The 12,563-nt window shown below is 70.1% G+C and carries 13 protein-coding genes and 1 pseudogene; all 14 read left to right on the top strand.

What is annotated here, in order from left to right; all coding sequences use genetic code 11:
* Nucleotides 1-129 precede the first annotated feature (129 nt).
* A pseudogene (locus AVL59_RS53645) lies at nt 130-360 on the top strand (IS256 family transposase); the annotation flags it as partial.
* 369 nt (nt 361-729) lie between these two features.
* Nucleotides 730-1,230 carry a response regulator transcription factor gene (locus AVL59_RS22255; protein WP_067307222.1) on the top strand — a complete coding sequence of 167 codons (501 nt, stop codon included), beginning with the start codon at nt 730-732 and terminating at the stop codon, nt 1,228-1,230.
* Between the two features lie 343 nt (nt 1,231-1,573).
* Nucleotides 1,574-2,359, top strand: a complete 786-nt coding sequence (locus AVL59_RS22250; protein WP_067307219.1) for an AfsR/SARP family transcriptional regulator — start codon at nt 1,574-1,576, stop codon at nt 2,357-2,359.
* Nucleotides 2,360-2,590: 231 nt separating this feature from the next.
* Nucleotides 2,591-3,226 carry an RNA polymerase sigma factor gene (locus tag AVL59_RS22245; protein ID WP_079146879.1) on the top strand — a complete coding sequence of 212 codons (636 nt, stop codon included), beginning with the start codon at nt 2,591-2,593 and terminating at the stop codon, nt 3,224-3,226.
* Between the two features lie 95 nt (nt 3,227-3,321).
* Nucleotides 3,322-5,010: an aldehyde dehydrogenase family protein gene (locus tag AVL59_RS22240; protein ID WP_237281609.1), complete on the top strand. Its 1,689-nt coding sequence runs from the start codon at nt 3,322-3,324 to the stop codon at nt 5,008-5,010.
* Nucleotides 5,011-5,097: 87 nt separating this feature from the next.
* Nucleotides 5,098-6,222: an acyl-CoA dehydrogenase family protein gene (locus AVL59_RS22235; protein WP_237281902.1), complete on the top strand. Its 1,125-nt coding sequence runs from the start codon at nt 5,098-5,100 to the stop codon at nt 6,220-6,222.
* A 35-nt stretch (nt 6,223-6,257) separates the two neighbouring features.
* Complete coding sequence (locus tag AVL59_RS22230) at nt 6,258-7,514, top strand: aspartate aminotransferase family protein (protein ID WP_067307213.1); 1,257 nt, start codon at nt 6,258-6,260, stop codon at nt 7,512-7,514.
* 32 nt (nt 7,515-7,546) lie between these two features.
* Nucleotides 7,547-8,062 (top strand): type II toxin-antitoxin system RatA family toxin, encoded by a 516-nt coding sequence (locus AVL59_RS22225; RefSeq protein ID WP_067307211.1) that lies wholly within the window; start codon nt 7,547-7,549, stop codon nt 8,060-8,062.
* A 74-nt stretch (nt 8,063-8,136) separates the two neighbouring features.
* A complete protein-coding gene (locus AVL59_RS22220; RefSeq protein WP_237281901.1) occupies nt 8,137-8,604 on the top strand; it encodes a flavin reductase family protein in 468 nt (155 codons plus the stop codon).
* Nucleotides 8,601-9,608 (top strand): beta-ketoacyl-ACP synthase III, encoded by a 1,008-nt coding sequence (locus AVL59_RS22215; RefSeq protein WP_067307205.1) that lies wholly within the window; start codon nt 8,601-8,603, stop codon nt 9,606-9,608. Before AVL59_RS22220 ends, AVL59_RS22215 begins: the two co-directional genes overlap by 4 nt.
* A 74-nt stretch (nt 9,609-9,682) precedes the next feature.
* Complete coding sequence (locus AVL59_RS22210) at nt 9,683-9,922, top strand: acyl carrier protein (RefSeq protein ID WP_067307203.1); 240 nt, start codon at nt 9,683-9,685, stop codon at nt 9,920-9,922.
* On the top strand, nt 9,922-11,160 hold the full coding sequence (locus AVL59_RS22205) for a beta-ketoacyl-[acyl-carrier-protein] synthase family protein (protein ID WP_208870426.1): 1,239 nt from the start codon (nt 9,922-9,924) through the stop codon (nt 11,158-11,160). The genes AVL59_RS22210 and AVL59_RS22205 overlap by 1 nt, the downstream gene beginning before the upstream one ends.
* A 44-nt stretch (nt 11,161-11,204) precedes the next feature.
* The gene (fabI, locus tag AVL59_RS22200) at nt 11,205-12,026 is read left to right on the top strand and encodes an enoyl-ACP reductase FabI (protein WP_237281608.1); all 822 of its coding nucleotides are present in this window, start codon (nt 11,205-11,207) and stop codon (nt 12,024-12,026) included.
* Nucleotides 12,026-12,502 carry a MaoC family dehydratase gene (locus tag AVL59_RS22195; RefSeq protein WP_067307197.1) on the top strand — a complete coding sequence of 159 codons (477 nt, stop codon included), beginning with the start codon at nt 12,026-12,028 and terminating at the stop codon, nt 12,500-12,502. Before fabI ends, AVL59_RS22195 begins: the two co-directional genes overlap by 1 nt.
* Nucleotides 12,503-12,563 lie beyond the last annotated feature (61 nt).

The raw sequence follows: 12,563 nt of genomic DNA, 5'->3' as shown, positions 1-12,563 counted from the left end.
CGGGGGCGGCAGGGTCAGCGGCCCAGGGGCATGGCCAGGCGGGTCTGTACCGTCAACGGCCCTGTCTCACCTTCGGTGGTAACAGGGGAGCGTCTGATCAACAGGACTTGATGATCAAGGAGACGCCGGATGACCAGGACTGCCGGTGAGCACGAGTCCGTAGATCCTGCCGTCGGGACGCCGTCGGATACGACGACCGACAAGCAGTTGATCGCGATGCTCGCCGGCAGGGCCCGTAATGAGGGCCTGCAACTGACCGGCGAGGGCGGGCTGTTGCAGCAGCTGACCCATCGGGTGCTGGAGTCCGCCCTGGAGGGCGAGATCACCGACCATGTCGGCTACGAGAAGCACGATCCGGCCTAGAAGAACAACGGCAACAGCCGCAACGGCCGCGCAGGCCACCTGTTTCCATAGGGCCTGGCACACACCACGCCGCGCCCCGCGCTCCATGGGGCCGCGCAGGCATCGCCTTCTCAAGGCCGCGCAATGTGCCGTCTCTGGATAGTGTGACGGGCGCCTCACTGACCGGGCGATCCCACTCCACCCTCTCCGACGGGTCCCACGCACACCATTTCCACCGAAGACGACGACGCCTGCCAGCGGAAGCCAGCCTCGCCCCTCGTACGGCCGGAAACCGTACGCGACGGCCTCCCCCTCCCTCTCCCAGGCGGTGCCCGTGGCTTTCGAAGCCACCTTCCACCGGCACAGGCCGAGCAGGCCGAAGCCGGTGTGCTCACCCCCGGCCTGCTGCACTGCCAAGGACTCCTCGACGGTCGTACGGACACACTGCTGGCCGCGGCCGACACATGCGACCAGCTCCGCCGCCCCTGGCAGGCGGCACGGTGCCACGAGGACACCGGCGTGCTGCTGACCCGGCGCGGTCACCGGGACGAGGCCCGCCACGAGCTGGAGCCGGCCGCCGCCGGCTGTCAAGCGCTGAACGCGGCCTGGAACGTCGCCCGCGTGGATGCCGGCCTGCGCGAGTTGGGGGTCCGGTGCGGGGCACGGGGCACACGCGGCCGCCCCATTCACGGCTGGCAGAGCCTGACCAACACCGCGCTCAAGGTGGCCGGTCTGGTCGCCGAAGGCCTGTTCAACCCGAACGTCGCCGAGCGTCTGTTCATCTCCCGCAGGACCGTACAGATCCACGTCTCCAGCATCCTGGCCAAACTGGACCTGACCTCCCGCGTCGAAGTCGCCATCCGCATGGCGCAGCAAGACGCACGCTGACACCGTCTCCGCTTCCTCAAAGACACATCCCCCCACCTCTCCAGGGACATATCCTCCGCTTCTTCAGGGACATATCCTCCGCTTCTTCAGGGACACATCCGGCGCAGGGGATCCTGCCACCGGCTCTGCAGCCGGTAGCGGGCCGCGCGCGACGCTTCTCAGCGACATGGCCGATGTTCGCCGGCCGCCGTCGGGGGACCGTTGGAGGCGGCTCGGGTCAGCCGGTACCGCTCCAGGTGGAGGCCGCCCCGGGTCCGCACATCCTTGCCAAGACCTGCGAGTACCGGAGAAGCCGCTGATGTCCCCGGCCACACCATCGAACGCACCTGCGCTGAGTATCAGCGTGCTCGGCCCGCTCTCCGCGCTGCGCGATGGTCGAGCACTGGACCTCGGCTCGTTGCGGCAGCGCGCCGTCCTCGCCGCGTTGATCGTCGCGGACGGCCGCCCGCTCAGCACCGACAGCCTCATCGACGACGTGTGGCAGGACACTCCGCCGCGGTCAGCGCTCGGCACGCTCCACAGCTATGTCTCCCACCTGCGCCGAGCGCTGGAACCCGGCAAGGGCCCTCGGACGCGCAACTCGGTCCTGCGGTCCCGTGACGGCAGGTACAGCCTCGCCGCCGGCCAGCTCCGGGTCGATGTGTGGGCCGTGCAGGACACCATCGACCTCGCGCGGCGACGGCGGGAGCAGGGCCGCGCACGAGAGGCGTCCGCTGCCTTCGAGGCCGCCCTCGGGCGGTGGCGGGGCGAGGCGTACACGGAGCTGCGAGGGTACCGCTTCGCCCGGCGGGAGGCGTTCCGGCTGGAGGAACTGCGGCTGAGCGCCGTCGAAATGCGCGCGGACTGCGATCTCTCCTGGGGGCGCGACCCGCATGCCGTGGTGCGCGACCTGAACGAGCCGTCGTCGCAGGAGCCGACGCGGGAAGGGCTCAGCCGGGCTCTGATGGCGGCGCTGTGCCGAGCGGGCCGGTTCAACGACGCCGTGCGCGTCTTCGACAGGACCCGGCGTGTACTCGCCGCGGAACTGGGCACCGACCCCGGCCCGGAATTGCGTCAGGCATTCACGGCGGCACTGCGGCAGCAGACACACCTGACCGGACCGGCGCAGGCAGCGACGCTCCCCACGTGACGCTGGGGCCATCCAAGGCTCGTGCCATTCAAGTTCTGTCCAAGAAGGGCCCGCCATCCTCGTCTCCGAGGGGCGGGACACATCGTGGTGCCCGGTGCAGGAGGCCGGAATCCCGAACTGCGGCAGGAATCGCAGCGCCTCCTTCTTACGGTCGTCGGACCGTAGCGACAACCGCCGCCCCCGTCACCAAGATGATCGCCGCAAGCAAGACCGAGCGGAGCAGTGGCAGGAATGGCGACGGAATACCATCCCGACGGATCCCCGACGGCGGCCCATGCCGTCCCGAACCCCCCCGAGGCCGTCCAGCATCTGGATATCGGCGAACTCCTCGCCCGCTGTCGGCAGGACGACCAACACGCGTGGGGCGAACTCATCCGTCGCTTCTCACCTCCGGTGCGGACAGTGGCCCGCTCTTTCCGGTTGCAACCGGTCGACTGCGAGGACGTCTGCCAGTTGACCTGGATCCAGATGATCGAGGGGATTCGCTCGATCCAGCACGCCGGCAAGTTGCGGGCCTGGGTCGTCACGGTCGCCCGGCGTGAGGCGATGCGTCACCGCGCCCGCTCCGACCGGCAGGTTCCGATGGGGGGCGGGCACGAGTTCCGCGACATCGTCGACACCTCGGTGACCCCGGAGGAGCGCGCGATGGCCCAGGCCGAGGCTGCTTCGGTGCGGGCCGCGGTACAGCTGCTGGGACCGGACCAGCGCGCGCTGCTGCTCCTTCTGTTCTCCGAAGCACCCGCCAGCTACACGGAGATCAGCGCGCGGCTGGGCATTCCGCGCGGGTCGATAGGGCCCACTCGGCGACGGGCTCTGGAACAGATGAAGGCCCTCCTCGCATCTGAAGACTGGGTCAACGGAAGATAAATTCACGCATTCATGTATCTACCGCCGCCAGACGGCGCCCTGTTGGGGTGACAACGCCACCCGGCGTGTGCGGAATTTGAGAATCAGGACGGAAAATGGGGTTGGAGATGGGCAGCGGCAGGCACCGGGCCGATTCGAACAACATCGGTGTATTCGAGCGGCTGCGATGCGACAAGACTCAGCCGGTACCAACCTATCCGTCCTATGTCAACGGCCAGGAATTCCACTCCGACCGGTATGCGTACACGGTCAGCAGCCGGTCCATATTGGAAGACGTATTCACCAGCCTCACACTCAAGCGCGGGCTTGAACAGGGCCGGCTGGATGTGAGCACCGTGGCTGACAAGGTCGTCGGGCGCTGCGCCCTCGCCGACGCCGAGACGGTCGAGGCGGCTGTGCGGGCCGCCGCCGCGGCGGCGCCGATATGGGCGGCGTTCCCGCTGGAAGAGCGGGTTCGGGTGGCCGGGATCCTCCGCGAGCGGCTGAAGCGGCACAGCGGGGAACTGGTCGAGGTGCTGATCGCCGAGGGCAACCCGCGTGCCCTCGCCGAATGGCAGGTCGCCGGCATGCTCGAAGGAGCCAGCGAGGAGACCGTCGGCTGGTGTGCGGAGCAGCTGCACCGCGAGTTCCGGCACGGACCGCGCCGCCTGCTGGTGCGTCGTATGCCCGACGGCGTGGTGTGTGTGAACCCTCCGCAGAACGCCCCGGCGGCCAGCGCCCTGTTCGCGACCACAGCCCTGCTCGCGGGCAACGCCGTGGTCATCAGGGCACCGCAGAGCGGCCCCCTGGGCGTGATGTACGTGCTGCGCGAACTGGTCGTGCCGGCCCTGGCGGAAGTAGGCGCTCCGCCGGGCGTACTGAACGTCTTCTGCGCACGGCCCGCGCCGGTGCTGCAGTCCTGGCTGGACAGCCCGCTGGTGAACGACATCTTCTACACCGGCGGCGTGGAACGAGGCCTGGAGCTGGAGGCCGAGTGCGTGGCGAAGGGCAAGAAGCCCATCCTTGAGCTGGCCGGAAACGACTGCGTGGTCGTCTGGCGGGACGCCGACCTGGACCTGGCCGCCGAAGCGCTGACCGAGTGCTTCTACGGCTCCGGGCAGATCTGCATGCTGCCCAATCAGGTCGTGGTCCACCCAGAGGTCGCCGACGCCCTGATCGAGCGGTTGCGGGCCGCGGCGGCCGCCTTGCGCCCCGGCTATCCCGAGGACGAGGGCGCGCTGCTGTCGCCCGTACTGCGCAGCGAGCGTTTCTTCGCGTACATACGGGACGCGGTGGCGCGAGGGGCGACGGTCGTCCATGGGGCGCGTCGGCTGGAGGTGGACGGTTCGGTGTCGGACACCGGCCCGTTCCTGGAGCCCACCGTGATACGAGTGAACGGCCTCGACGGCTGCCGCGACGTCCAGGCGGTGGGCGAGGAGACGTTCTTCCCCCTGCTCCCGGTCGTCGTCCCGGAGCCGCAGGCCGACGACGCGCTGCTCGCGCGGATCATCGACCACGTCAACACCAATCGCTATGGCCTGCGCAACTCCCTGTGGGCCAGCAGCTCTTCGGTGGTGGACGAGTTCGTGCGCAGGGTCGGCAACGGCGGCCTGCTGAAGGTCAACGACTCACACATCGGCTTCGTGCCGTATCTGCCCAGCCACGGCGGTACCGGACTGACCGGAGGCGTCTTCGGCGAGGCCAACTACCTCATGCTGCGCACCTCCCATCTCCAGGGCGTGTCCATCGCCCACGGCGTACGGCCTCGCAGCGCCGTCTTCGACGCCTACGACGCTCGTACCTGAGCCGTTCTTCGCTCCTCCCCCACGAACCCCATCTCCGCCCCGACCCGTACCGGCCGTCGCCGGAGCGAGGAGTCAGCCGTGCAGTTCATGGAAGCCGACAACCACACCTGCGACACACTGATGCCGGGCCTGCGCAAGAGCCTGGCAGTCACATCGCTGAGCGAGCTGGAGTCCGAACAGAGCGGCGCCATCAGCCTGTTCCGCGTCCACGGCGGACCGAATCTGGTCGTGCCGGTCTCGTACGGCGGCACCGGTGCCACGGCGCTGGAGGCGGTCCGGGCGGTGCGGGCGCTGGGCGCCGTAGCGCCGTCTCTGACCGTGGCGACGATGATGCACCACTTCTCGGTCGGTTCCCTGTTCGGCATGGCCGAGGTCGCCGGCACACCCGCGTTGGAAGCGGCGCTGCGGCGCATCGCCGGCCAGCGGATGCTCGTGGCTTCCGGCTTCGCCGAGGGCCGGGTCGGCCAGGGCATCCTGGCCCCGACGATGCAGGCCCGCCCCGTCGACGGCGGATTCGTGATCAACGGGGTGAAAAAGCCGTGCAGCCTGGCCGACTCCATGGATCTGCTGACGGCCAGTGTCGCCCTGCCCGCTCCAGACGGCTCGACGGACCTGGGTCTGGCGCTGCTTGCGGCCGACGTCGACGGGCTGACGGTCCACCCCTTCTGGTCGACCTTCGCCCTGGCCGGAGCCCAGAGCCATGAGGTGCGGCTGAACGACGTCTTCGTCGGTGCGGAGGAGGTCCTCGTCCCACAGCCGGAAGTCATCGAGAAACTGCTGGAGTTGCACGGCGTCGGTCTCATCTGGTTCCAGATGATCATCTGCGCCGCCTACACGGGGATCGCCAGCAGGCTGGTGCACCAGGTACTGGAACGGTCCCGCGGCAGCGTCTCCGACCGTGCCGCCCTCGCGGTGCGGATCGAATCCGCCGCCGCTCTCACCGAGGGTCTGGCCCTGCGGGTGGACAGCGGTGACACGGCCAACGACACGCTGGCGCGGGCTCTGGTCACCCGGTATGCCGTGCAGGACGCGGTAGTCCGCTCCGTCGGCCAGGCCGTGGAGCTGCTGGGTGGTATGGCTTACGTCTCCTCCTGCGACGTCGCCTATCTGGCCGCCGCCGCGCAGGCCATCGCCTTCCACCCGCCGTCCCGTACCAGCACCGCCGAGGGCCTGCTGGGCTACTTCGCCGGCCAGCCGCTGCTGGTCGGCTGACGCACCGGGTCCCGAACGAGAGGAGCGCAGCACTGATGACCATCACCACCTGGCCGGAGTGGCCCGAGGATCCGGTACGGACCGGCGAGCGGTGGCGCAGCCACCTCAGCAGGGGCCGGGCCGCGGTGGCCGAAATGGCAGGCAGTGAGGTGGAGATCGCCTCCTGCGGTGCCTGGGTGCGCACCAGCAGCGGCCGCGATCTGCTCAACTGCGGCGGCTACGGCGTCCTGATCACCGGTGCCCGGCACCCCCATGTGGTCGGCGAGGTCCAACGGCAGCTCACCACGAACCCGGTGTCCACCCGGATGCTGCTGGAGCCGGAGGTCGGACGGGCCGCCGAGGCGCTCGCCTCGGCGGCCCCCGCCGGCCTGGAGAAGGTGCACTTCGCCTGCTCCGGTGCCGAGGCCGTCGAGGCGGCACTGAAGATGGCCCGTACGCACGGCAAGTACCACCTGATCTCCATGGAGCGCGGCTACCACGGCAAGACGTTCGGAGCGCTGAGCGTGACCGCGCGCGAGGTGTTCCAGGCTCCGTTCCGGCCGCTGCTGCCCGAGGTGTCCCATGTGCCCTTCGGCGATGCCGAGCGGCTGGAGAGTGAGCTGGCCCGGTACGAGGGGGTGGCGTGCGTCATCGTCGAACCGGTGCAGGGCGAGGGCGGTGTGATCGTCCCTCCCGAGGGATATCTGCGCGACGTCCGGCGGCTGTGCGACCAGTACGGCGCGTTCCTCGTCCTGGACGAGGTGCAGACCGGCCTCGGCCGGCTCGGATCCTGGTGGGGCGCGGACCGCGACGGCATCGTCCCCGATGTGCTGCTGGTGGGCAAGGGCCTCAGCGGCGGGATCGTACCGGTGTCGGCGGCCGTGGCCACGCGGGAGGCGTTCGCCGCCTTCGACCGGGACCCCTTCATCCACACCTCCACCTTCTCCGGCAGCCCGCTGGCGGCCGCCGCCGCACGCGCCTCGATCGAAGCCATCGGCGACGACGGCCTGGTGGAGCGGGCCCGCAACCTCGGGGAGACGATCCGCCCGGAGCTGGCACGCATCGCCCGCTCGGTCCTGGGCGACCGCGTACGCGAGGTCCGCGGCCTGGGGCTGCTGATCGGCATCGAGTTCACCGTGCCGGGCCTGGCCGCCGATCTGCTGATCGAGCTGCTCTCGGCCGGTGTGATCGCCAACCACTCCCTCAACACCTCCCGCGTGCTGCGCCTGACTCCGCCGGCCGTGCTCACCGACCACGACGTGAGCGTGCTGCTGTCGGCGTTCGAGCAGGCCGCGCACGCCGTACTCACCTGACGACCCGACCGGACCAGAGCGAGGAGAACCCGATGAGGACCATTCACCTGCGGACCACGGTGCCCGCCGACGACCCGGACAAGGCATTCGAAAGACTCGTCGACTTCACCGAGTACTCGACTCTGGCCGAGGACGTGCGGTCGGTGCGCGTCCACCCCGCACCGGAACCCGGGCAGCCGCGGGTCAGCGAGTGGGAGGTCAACTTCCGGCGAGGGATCATGAAGTGGTCCGAGCGCGATGTGATCGACCCTGTCCAGCGACGGGTGGTGTTCGATCAGATCGACGGCGACTTCGAGCGGCTCGAGGGCACCTGGCAGCTCGACGGGGTCGAGGCGGGCTGCGAGATCACCTTCGAGGCCACCTACGACTTCGGCATCGACAGCCTGGCCGGGATCATGGACCCGCCCGCCGAGCGGGTGATCAAGCGGTCGATCTGCTCCGTACTGGCCGCTCTCTTCGGAGAGGTCACCGTCGTCGTCGGCGGCGAGGCGCTGACCGACCTGGCGGCGCCGGGTGAGGGCGTGCGCGTCGTGGCGGAAGGCCGGTGATGGCCTCGCCCGCCGGGCCTCTACAGGCAGCCCCGGCACCAGAGTCCGCGCCTGATCCGGACCGCTTGTGGAAGGTGGTACGGCAGTTCGCCACCGGGGTCTCGGTGGTGACCACCGGCCAGGGGGTGTCCGCGCACGGGGCGACGGTGACCTCGTTCACCTTCGTCTCCCAGGCTCCGCCCCTGGTCTCGGTGTGCCTGAAGCGGGAGAGCGTGCTGCTGGACCTGATCGGCCCGCGTGGCAGGTTCGCCGTCAATGTTCTCTCCAGTGAACAGACAGCGCTGGCACGGCACTTCGCCGACCGGCGTCGCCAGCCCGGAGCGCGCCAGTTCGACCAAGTGTCCTGGAAATCCGGCGTGGACGGCACTCCTGTGCTGGCCGGCGCGGTGGGATGGCTGTGGTGCCGGGCGCGGCGGCGGATCCGGGCCGGCGACCACGAACTGGTCCTGGCCGGTGTCACGGCGGTAGCCGACGGCATGGGCCGGCCGTTGCTCTACTTCGGTGGCCGGCTGCACCCGGCGGCGATCGAGCACGCCTCATGAAGGCGCCCGCCGCCGTCGTATGCGGGATCGGCTCATGGGTTCCGCCCCGAGCCGTGACCAACGAGGAGCTGGCCCGGCGTCTGGACACCTCCGACGAATGGATCCGGACCCGGACCGGCATCAGCCGGCGCCATGTGGTGAATCCCGGCGTGTCCACGTCGGAGCTGGCTGTCCGGGCAGGACAACGCGCGCTGCGGTCGTCCGGGCGACCCGATGCCGACGCGCTCGTCCTGGCCACTACCACACCGGACCGCCCATGCCCGGCGACCGCTCCGGAGGTGGCCAGCCGCCTGGGGCTGACCGGTATCGCGGCCTTCGACGTCGCGGCGGTCTGTACCGGGTTCGTCTACGCGCTGGCTGCGGGCACCGGGCTGATCAGCTCCGGGATTGCCCGGCGGGTCCTGGTGATCGGAGCCGATGCCTTCACCACGATCCTCGACCCCCAGGACCGCACCACCACCGCGATCTTCGGCGATGGGGCGGGCGCCGTGGTGCTGCGCGCAGGTGCCCCGCAGGAACCCGGCGCGATCGGACCGTTCGACCTCGGCAGCGACGGTGATCTGGCCGACCTGGTCGCGGTGGCGGCCGGAGGGTCGCGCCAACGCTCCAGCAAAGGACCGACGGCCGAAGCGGACCACTACTTCCGGATGGACGGCAAAGCGGTCTTCCGTCAGGCCGTGCTCCGGATGGCCGAGTCCTCCCAGCGTGTGCTGGAGCAATCCGGCTGGCGGATCGAGGACGTGGACCGCTTCGTGGCCCATCAGGCCAACGCGCGGATCCTCGCCTCGGTCGCGGCCCGTCTCGAACTGGACGAGAGACGGCTGGTGCGCAATATCGACCGGGTCGGCAACACGGCTGCGGGCTCGGTCCCGCTGGCACTGGCCGACGCGGTGGCGGACGGCTTCATCCGGCCGGGCCACCGGGTACTGCTGAGCGCCTTCGGCGGCGGGCTGACCTGGGGTTCCACCGTACTGCAGTGGCCCGACTGCGCGCCGGTTTACTGACCGGCCGTCATGAGCCGTCCTCATCAACACCTTTCCTTTCACCACCGCACGATCAACACGATTGAGGAGTCCCCATGAGCGCCCTGTTCGACCACATGACCGCCCTGCTCTCGGAGCGATTCGGCATCCCCACCGAGGAGATCCGCCCCGAGGCGAAGCTGCGGAGCCTCGATCTGGACTCGCTGGCCATGGTCGAGTTCGGCCTAGTCGCGGAGAAGGAGTACGGCGTTCAGGTCTCCGAGGACGACGTGTCCTCGGAGGACACCGTCGCCGACCTGGCCCGGGTGATCGAGGAGAAGGGCGGGGAGGTCTGATGTCGTACCGACACACGCGGTGCGACGTCGCGGTGACCGGCGTCGGCCTGGTCACGCCGGGGGGCGTAGGAGTGTGGCCCAGCTGGGAACTGATCCTGCGGGGCGAATCCACCGCCGCTTCGGCTGATCCCGAACTGGCGGGCCTTCCCGTCGACTTCAGCTGCCGTGTGCCGGGATTCGACGCCGACCAGCTGCTGGGCCGACGGATCGCGTGGCGGCAGGACCGCTTCGTGCACCTGGGGCTGGTGGCCGCCCGCGAGGCGCTCGCCGACGCCGGCCTCGATCCGAAGAGCTGGGACGGCAGTCGGGTGGGCATCGTCGTCGGCAACGCGCTCGGCGGGACCAAGCTGTTCGAGGAGGCGCGCAGCACGCTGGACTCCGAAGGGGCGGGGAAGGTGTCCCCCGTGCTGATCCCGCAGATGGGGCAGAGTTCGCTGGGCGGCTTCCTCTCCATCGACTGCGGGGCCACCGGACCGAACATCACCACGGTGACCGCGTGCGCCTCCGGCGCGACCGCCATCGGAACGGCTCGCGACCTGCTGCGATCCGGCGTGTGTGACGTGGTTGTGACCGGCGGCACCGAGTCGGCGATCAGTCCGACGATCATCGCCGGCTTCCATCAGCTGGGTGCGCTGTCGAAGCGGGGCGACGACCCGGCCGCCGCGTCCCGGCCGTTCGACGACGGCCGCGACGGCTTCGTGGCCGCCGAGGGGGCGGGGATGCTGGTGCTGGAACGGGCCGCCGACGCCCGCGCCCGCGGAGCCCAGCCACTGGCCCTGCTCAGCGGTTACGGGGCATCCGCGGACGCCTACCACCCCACGGCGCCCCGGGCCGACGGGGCCGGAGTGGAACAAGCGGTGCGGATGGCGCTGGCCGACGCCGGAATCCCGCCGCAGCAGGTGGATCACATCAACGCGCACGGCACGTCGACACCGCTCAACGACGCCGCCGAAGCCCAGGTGATCCGGCGGATCTTCGGCGACCGGCCCGTGGTGACCTCGGTCAAGGGCGCCCTCGGTCACACCCTCGGCGCGGCGGGTGCCATCGAGGCGGTCTGCACGGTCCTGTCGGTCCGGCACAACGTCGTACCGCCGACGGCGAACCTCGACAGCCCCGACCCACAGGTCCAGTTGGACATCGTCACGAAGGCGCCCCGCACCATGCCCGTACGCACCGCGATCAGCAACTCCTTCGGTTTCGGCGGGCTCAACGCGGTGCTCGTCTTCAACGCCGTGTGAAACGGCGGCAGTTCACCTCTCGCACAGGAAGGCATGGACAGTTGTTGTTGCAGAACAAGAGACTGCTCGTCACCGGGGTGCTCACGGAAAGTTCGATCGCATACCGCATCGCCCGGATCGCCCAGGAGCAGGGAGCCGAGGTCGTGCTCACCGGGTTCGGCCGCGGGCTGGGGATCACGCGCGCGGTGGCGGAGCGGCTGCCGGCCCCTTGTGACGTCCTTGAGATGGATGTGACGAAGCCGGAGCACCTCGAACGGGTCGCCGAGGACCTCCGGCGGCGCTGGGGCCGGCTCGACGGGGTGGTCCACGCGGCCGCCTTCGCACCAGCCTCCGCGCTCGGCGGAGGGTTCCTCACCGCCGCGTGGGAGGACGTCGCCACCGCGTTCCATGTGTCCACCTACTCGTTCGCCGCCTTCGGCCGGGTCTTCGGTCCGCTGCTGGCCGCGTCCGAGCACGGGTCGTTGGTGGGACTGGACTTCGACGCCGACCGGGCCTGGCCGGGCTACGACTGGATGGGCGTCGCCAAGGCCGCTCTGGAGAGCTGCTGCCGCTACCTCGCCCGGGAGCTGGGCCCCCAGGGAGTACGGGTGAACCTGGTGGCCGCCGGGCCGCTGAGGACGATGGCCGCCAAGTCCATCGAGGGTTTCGCGGCTTCGGAGCAGCTGTGGCCCCGGCTGGCGCCTCTCGGCTGGGATGTCGGCGACGCCGAACCCGTCGGCCGGGTGGTGTGCGCGCTGCTGTCGGGCTGGCTGCCCGCGGTGACGGGGGAAGTGCTGCACGTCGACGGTGGGGCGCACGCGATCGGTGCGCCGTCCTCCCAGGACGGGCCCGGCAATGCCCCGGCAGCGGTGAAGGAGCCTGCGTGATGCGCGTGTTCAACACCCCCGCCGACCTGGCGCTGGCCGTCGGTGACCGGCTGGGCGAGAGCCCATGGTGTCGCATCGACCAGCGGCGGATCGACCAGTTCGCCGAGGCCACCGGCGACCATCAGTGGATTCACGTCGATGCCGAGCGAGCCCGCACCGGTCCGTTCGGCGGGGCCATAGCCCACGGCTTTCTGACCGTGTCCCTGCTGCCCTCGCTGCTGAACCAGATCGTCCGGATCGACGGCGTGGAACTGATGCTCAACTCCGGAGTCGACAAGCTGCGGTTCCACAGCCCCGTACCGGCCGGGGCACGCGTGCGTGCCGTCGCCCATCTGACCTCGGTGAAGCCACGAGCCGGCGGCTTCACCGAGGTGGTGCTCTCGGCCTTTTTGGAGGTCGAGAACCGGCGCCGGGCTGCCCTCACCGCAAACGTGCGTGCGTTGATGCGCGCCGCGCAGCCCGCGCCGGCCGCATGAGCGCGTGGGGGTCCAGTGGCGGGCAGCGGACCCCCACGCGTTCCCGGCCAAACGGGTGCGG

It is taken from the genome of Streptomyces griseochromogenes (genome assembly GCF_001542625.1).
Lineage (GTDB): Bacteria > Actinomycetota > Actinomycetes > Streptomycetales > Streptomycetaceae > Streptomyces > Streptomyces griseochromogenes.
This window is presented reverse-complemented; position numbering and strand designations above follow the sequence as displayed.

Bases quoted from the DNA above. Each gene is read 5' to 3' on its own strand.
- AVL59_RS22230 (WP_067307213.1), top strand. From the start codon at position 6,258: ATGACCATCACCACCTGGCCGGAGTGGCCCGAGGATCCGGTACGGACC.
- AVL59_RS22240 (WP_237281609.1), top strand. From the start codon at position 3,322: ATGGGGTTGGAGATGGGCAGCGGCAGGCACCGGGCCGATTCGAACAAC.
- AVL59_RS22210 (WP_067307203.1), top strand. From the start codon at position 9,683: ATGAGCGCCCTGTTCGACCACATGACCGCCCTGCTCTCGGAGCGATTC.
- AVL59_RS22195 (WP_067307197.1), top strand. From the start codon at position 12,026: ATGCGCGTGTTCAACACCCCCGCCGACCTGGCGCTGGCCGTCGGTGAC.
- AVL59_RS22245 (WP_079146879.1), top strand. From the start codon at position 2,591: ATGGCGACGGAATACCATCCCGACGGATCCCCGACGGCGGCCCATGCC.
- AVL59_RS22225 (WP_067307211.1), top strand. From the start codon at position 7,547: ATGAGGACCATTCACCTGCGGACCACGGTGCCCGCCGACGACCCGGAC.
- AVL59_RS22205 (WP_208870426.1), top strand. From the start codon at position 9,922: ATGTCGTACCGACACACGCGGTGCGACGTCGCGGTGACCGGCGTCGGC.
- AVL59_RS22235 (WP_237281902.1), top strand. From the start codon at position 5,098: ATGGAAGCCGACAACCACACCTGCGACACACTGATGCCGGGCCTGCGC.
- AVL59_RS22215 (WP_067307205.1), top strand. From the start codon at position 8,601: ATGAAGGCGCCCGCCGCCGTCGTATGCGGGATCGGCTCATGGGTTCCG.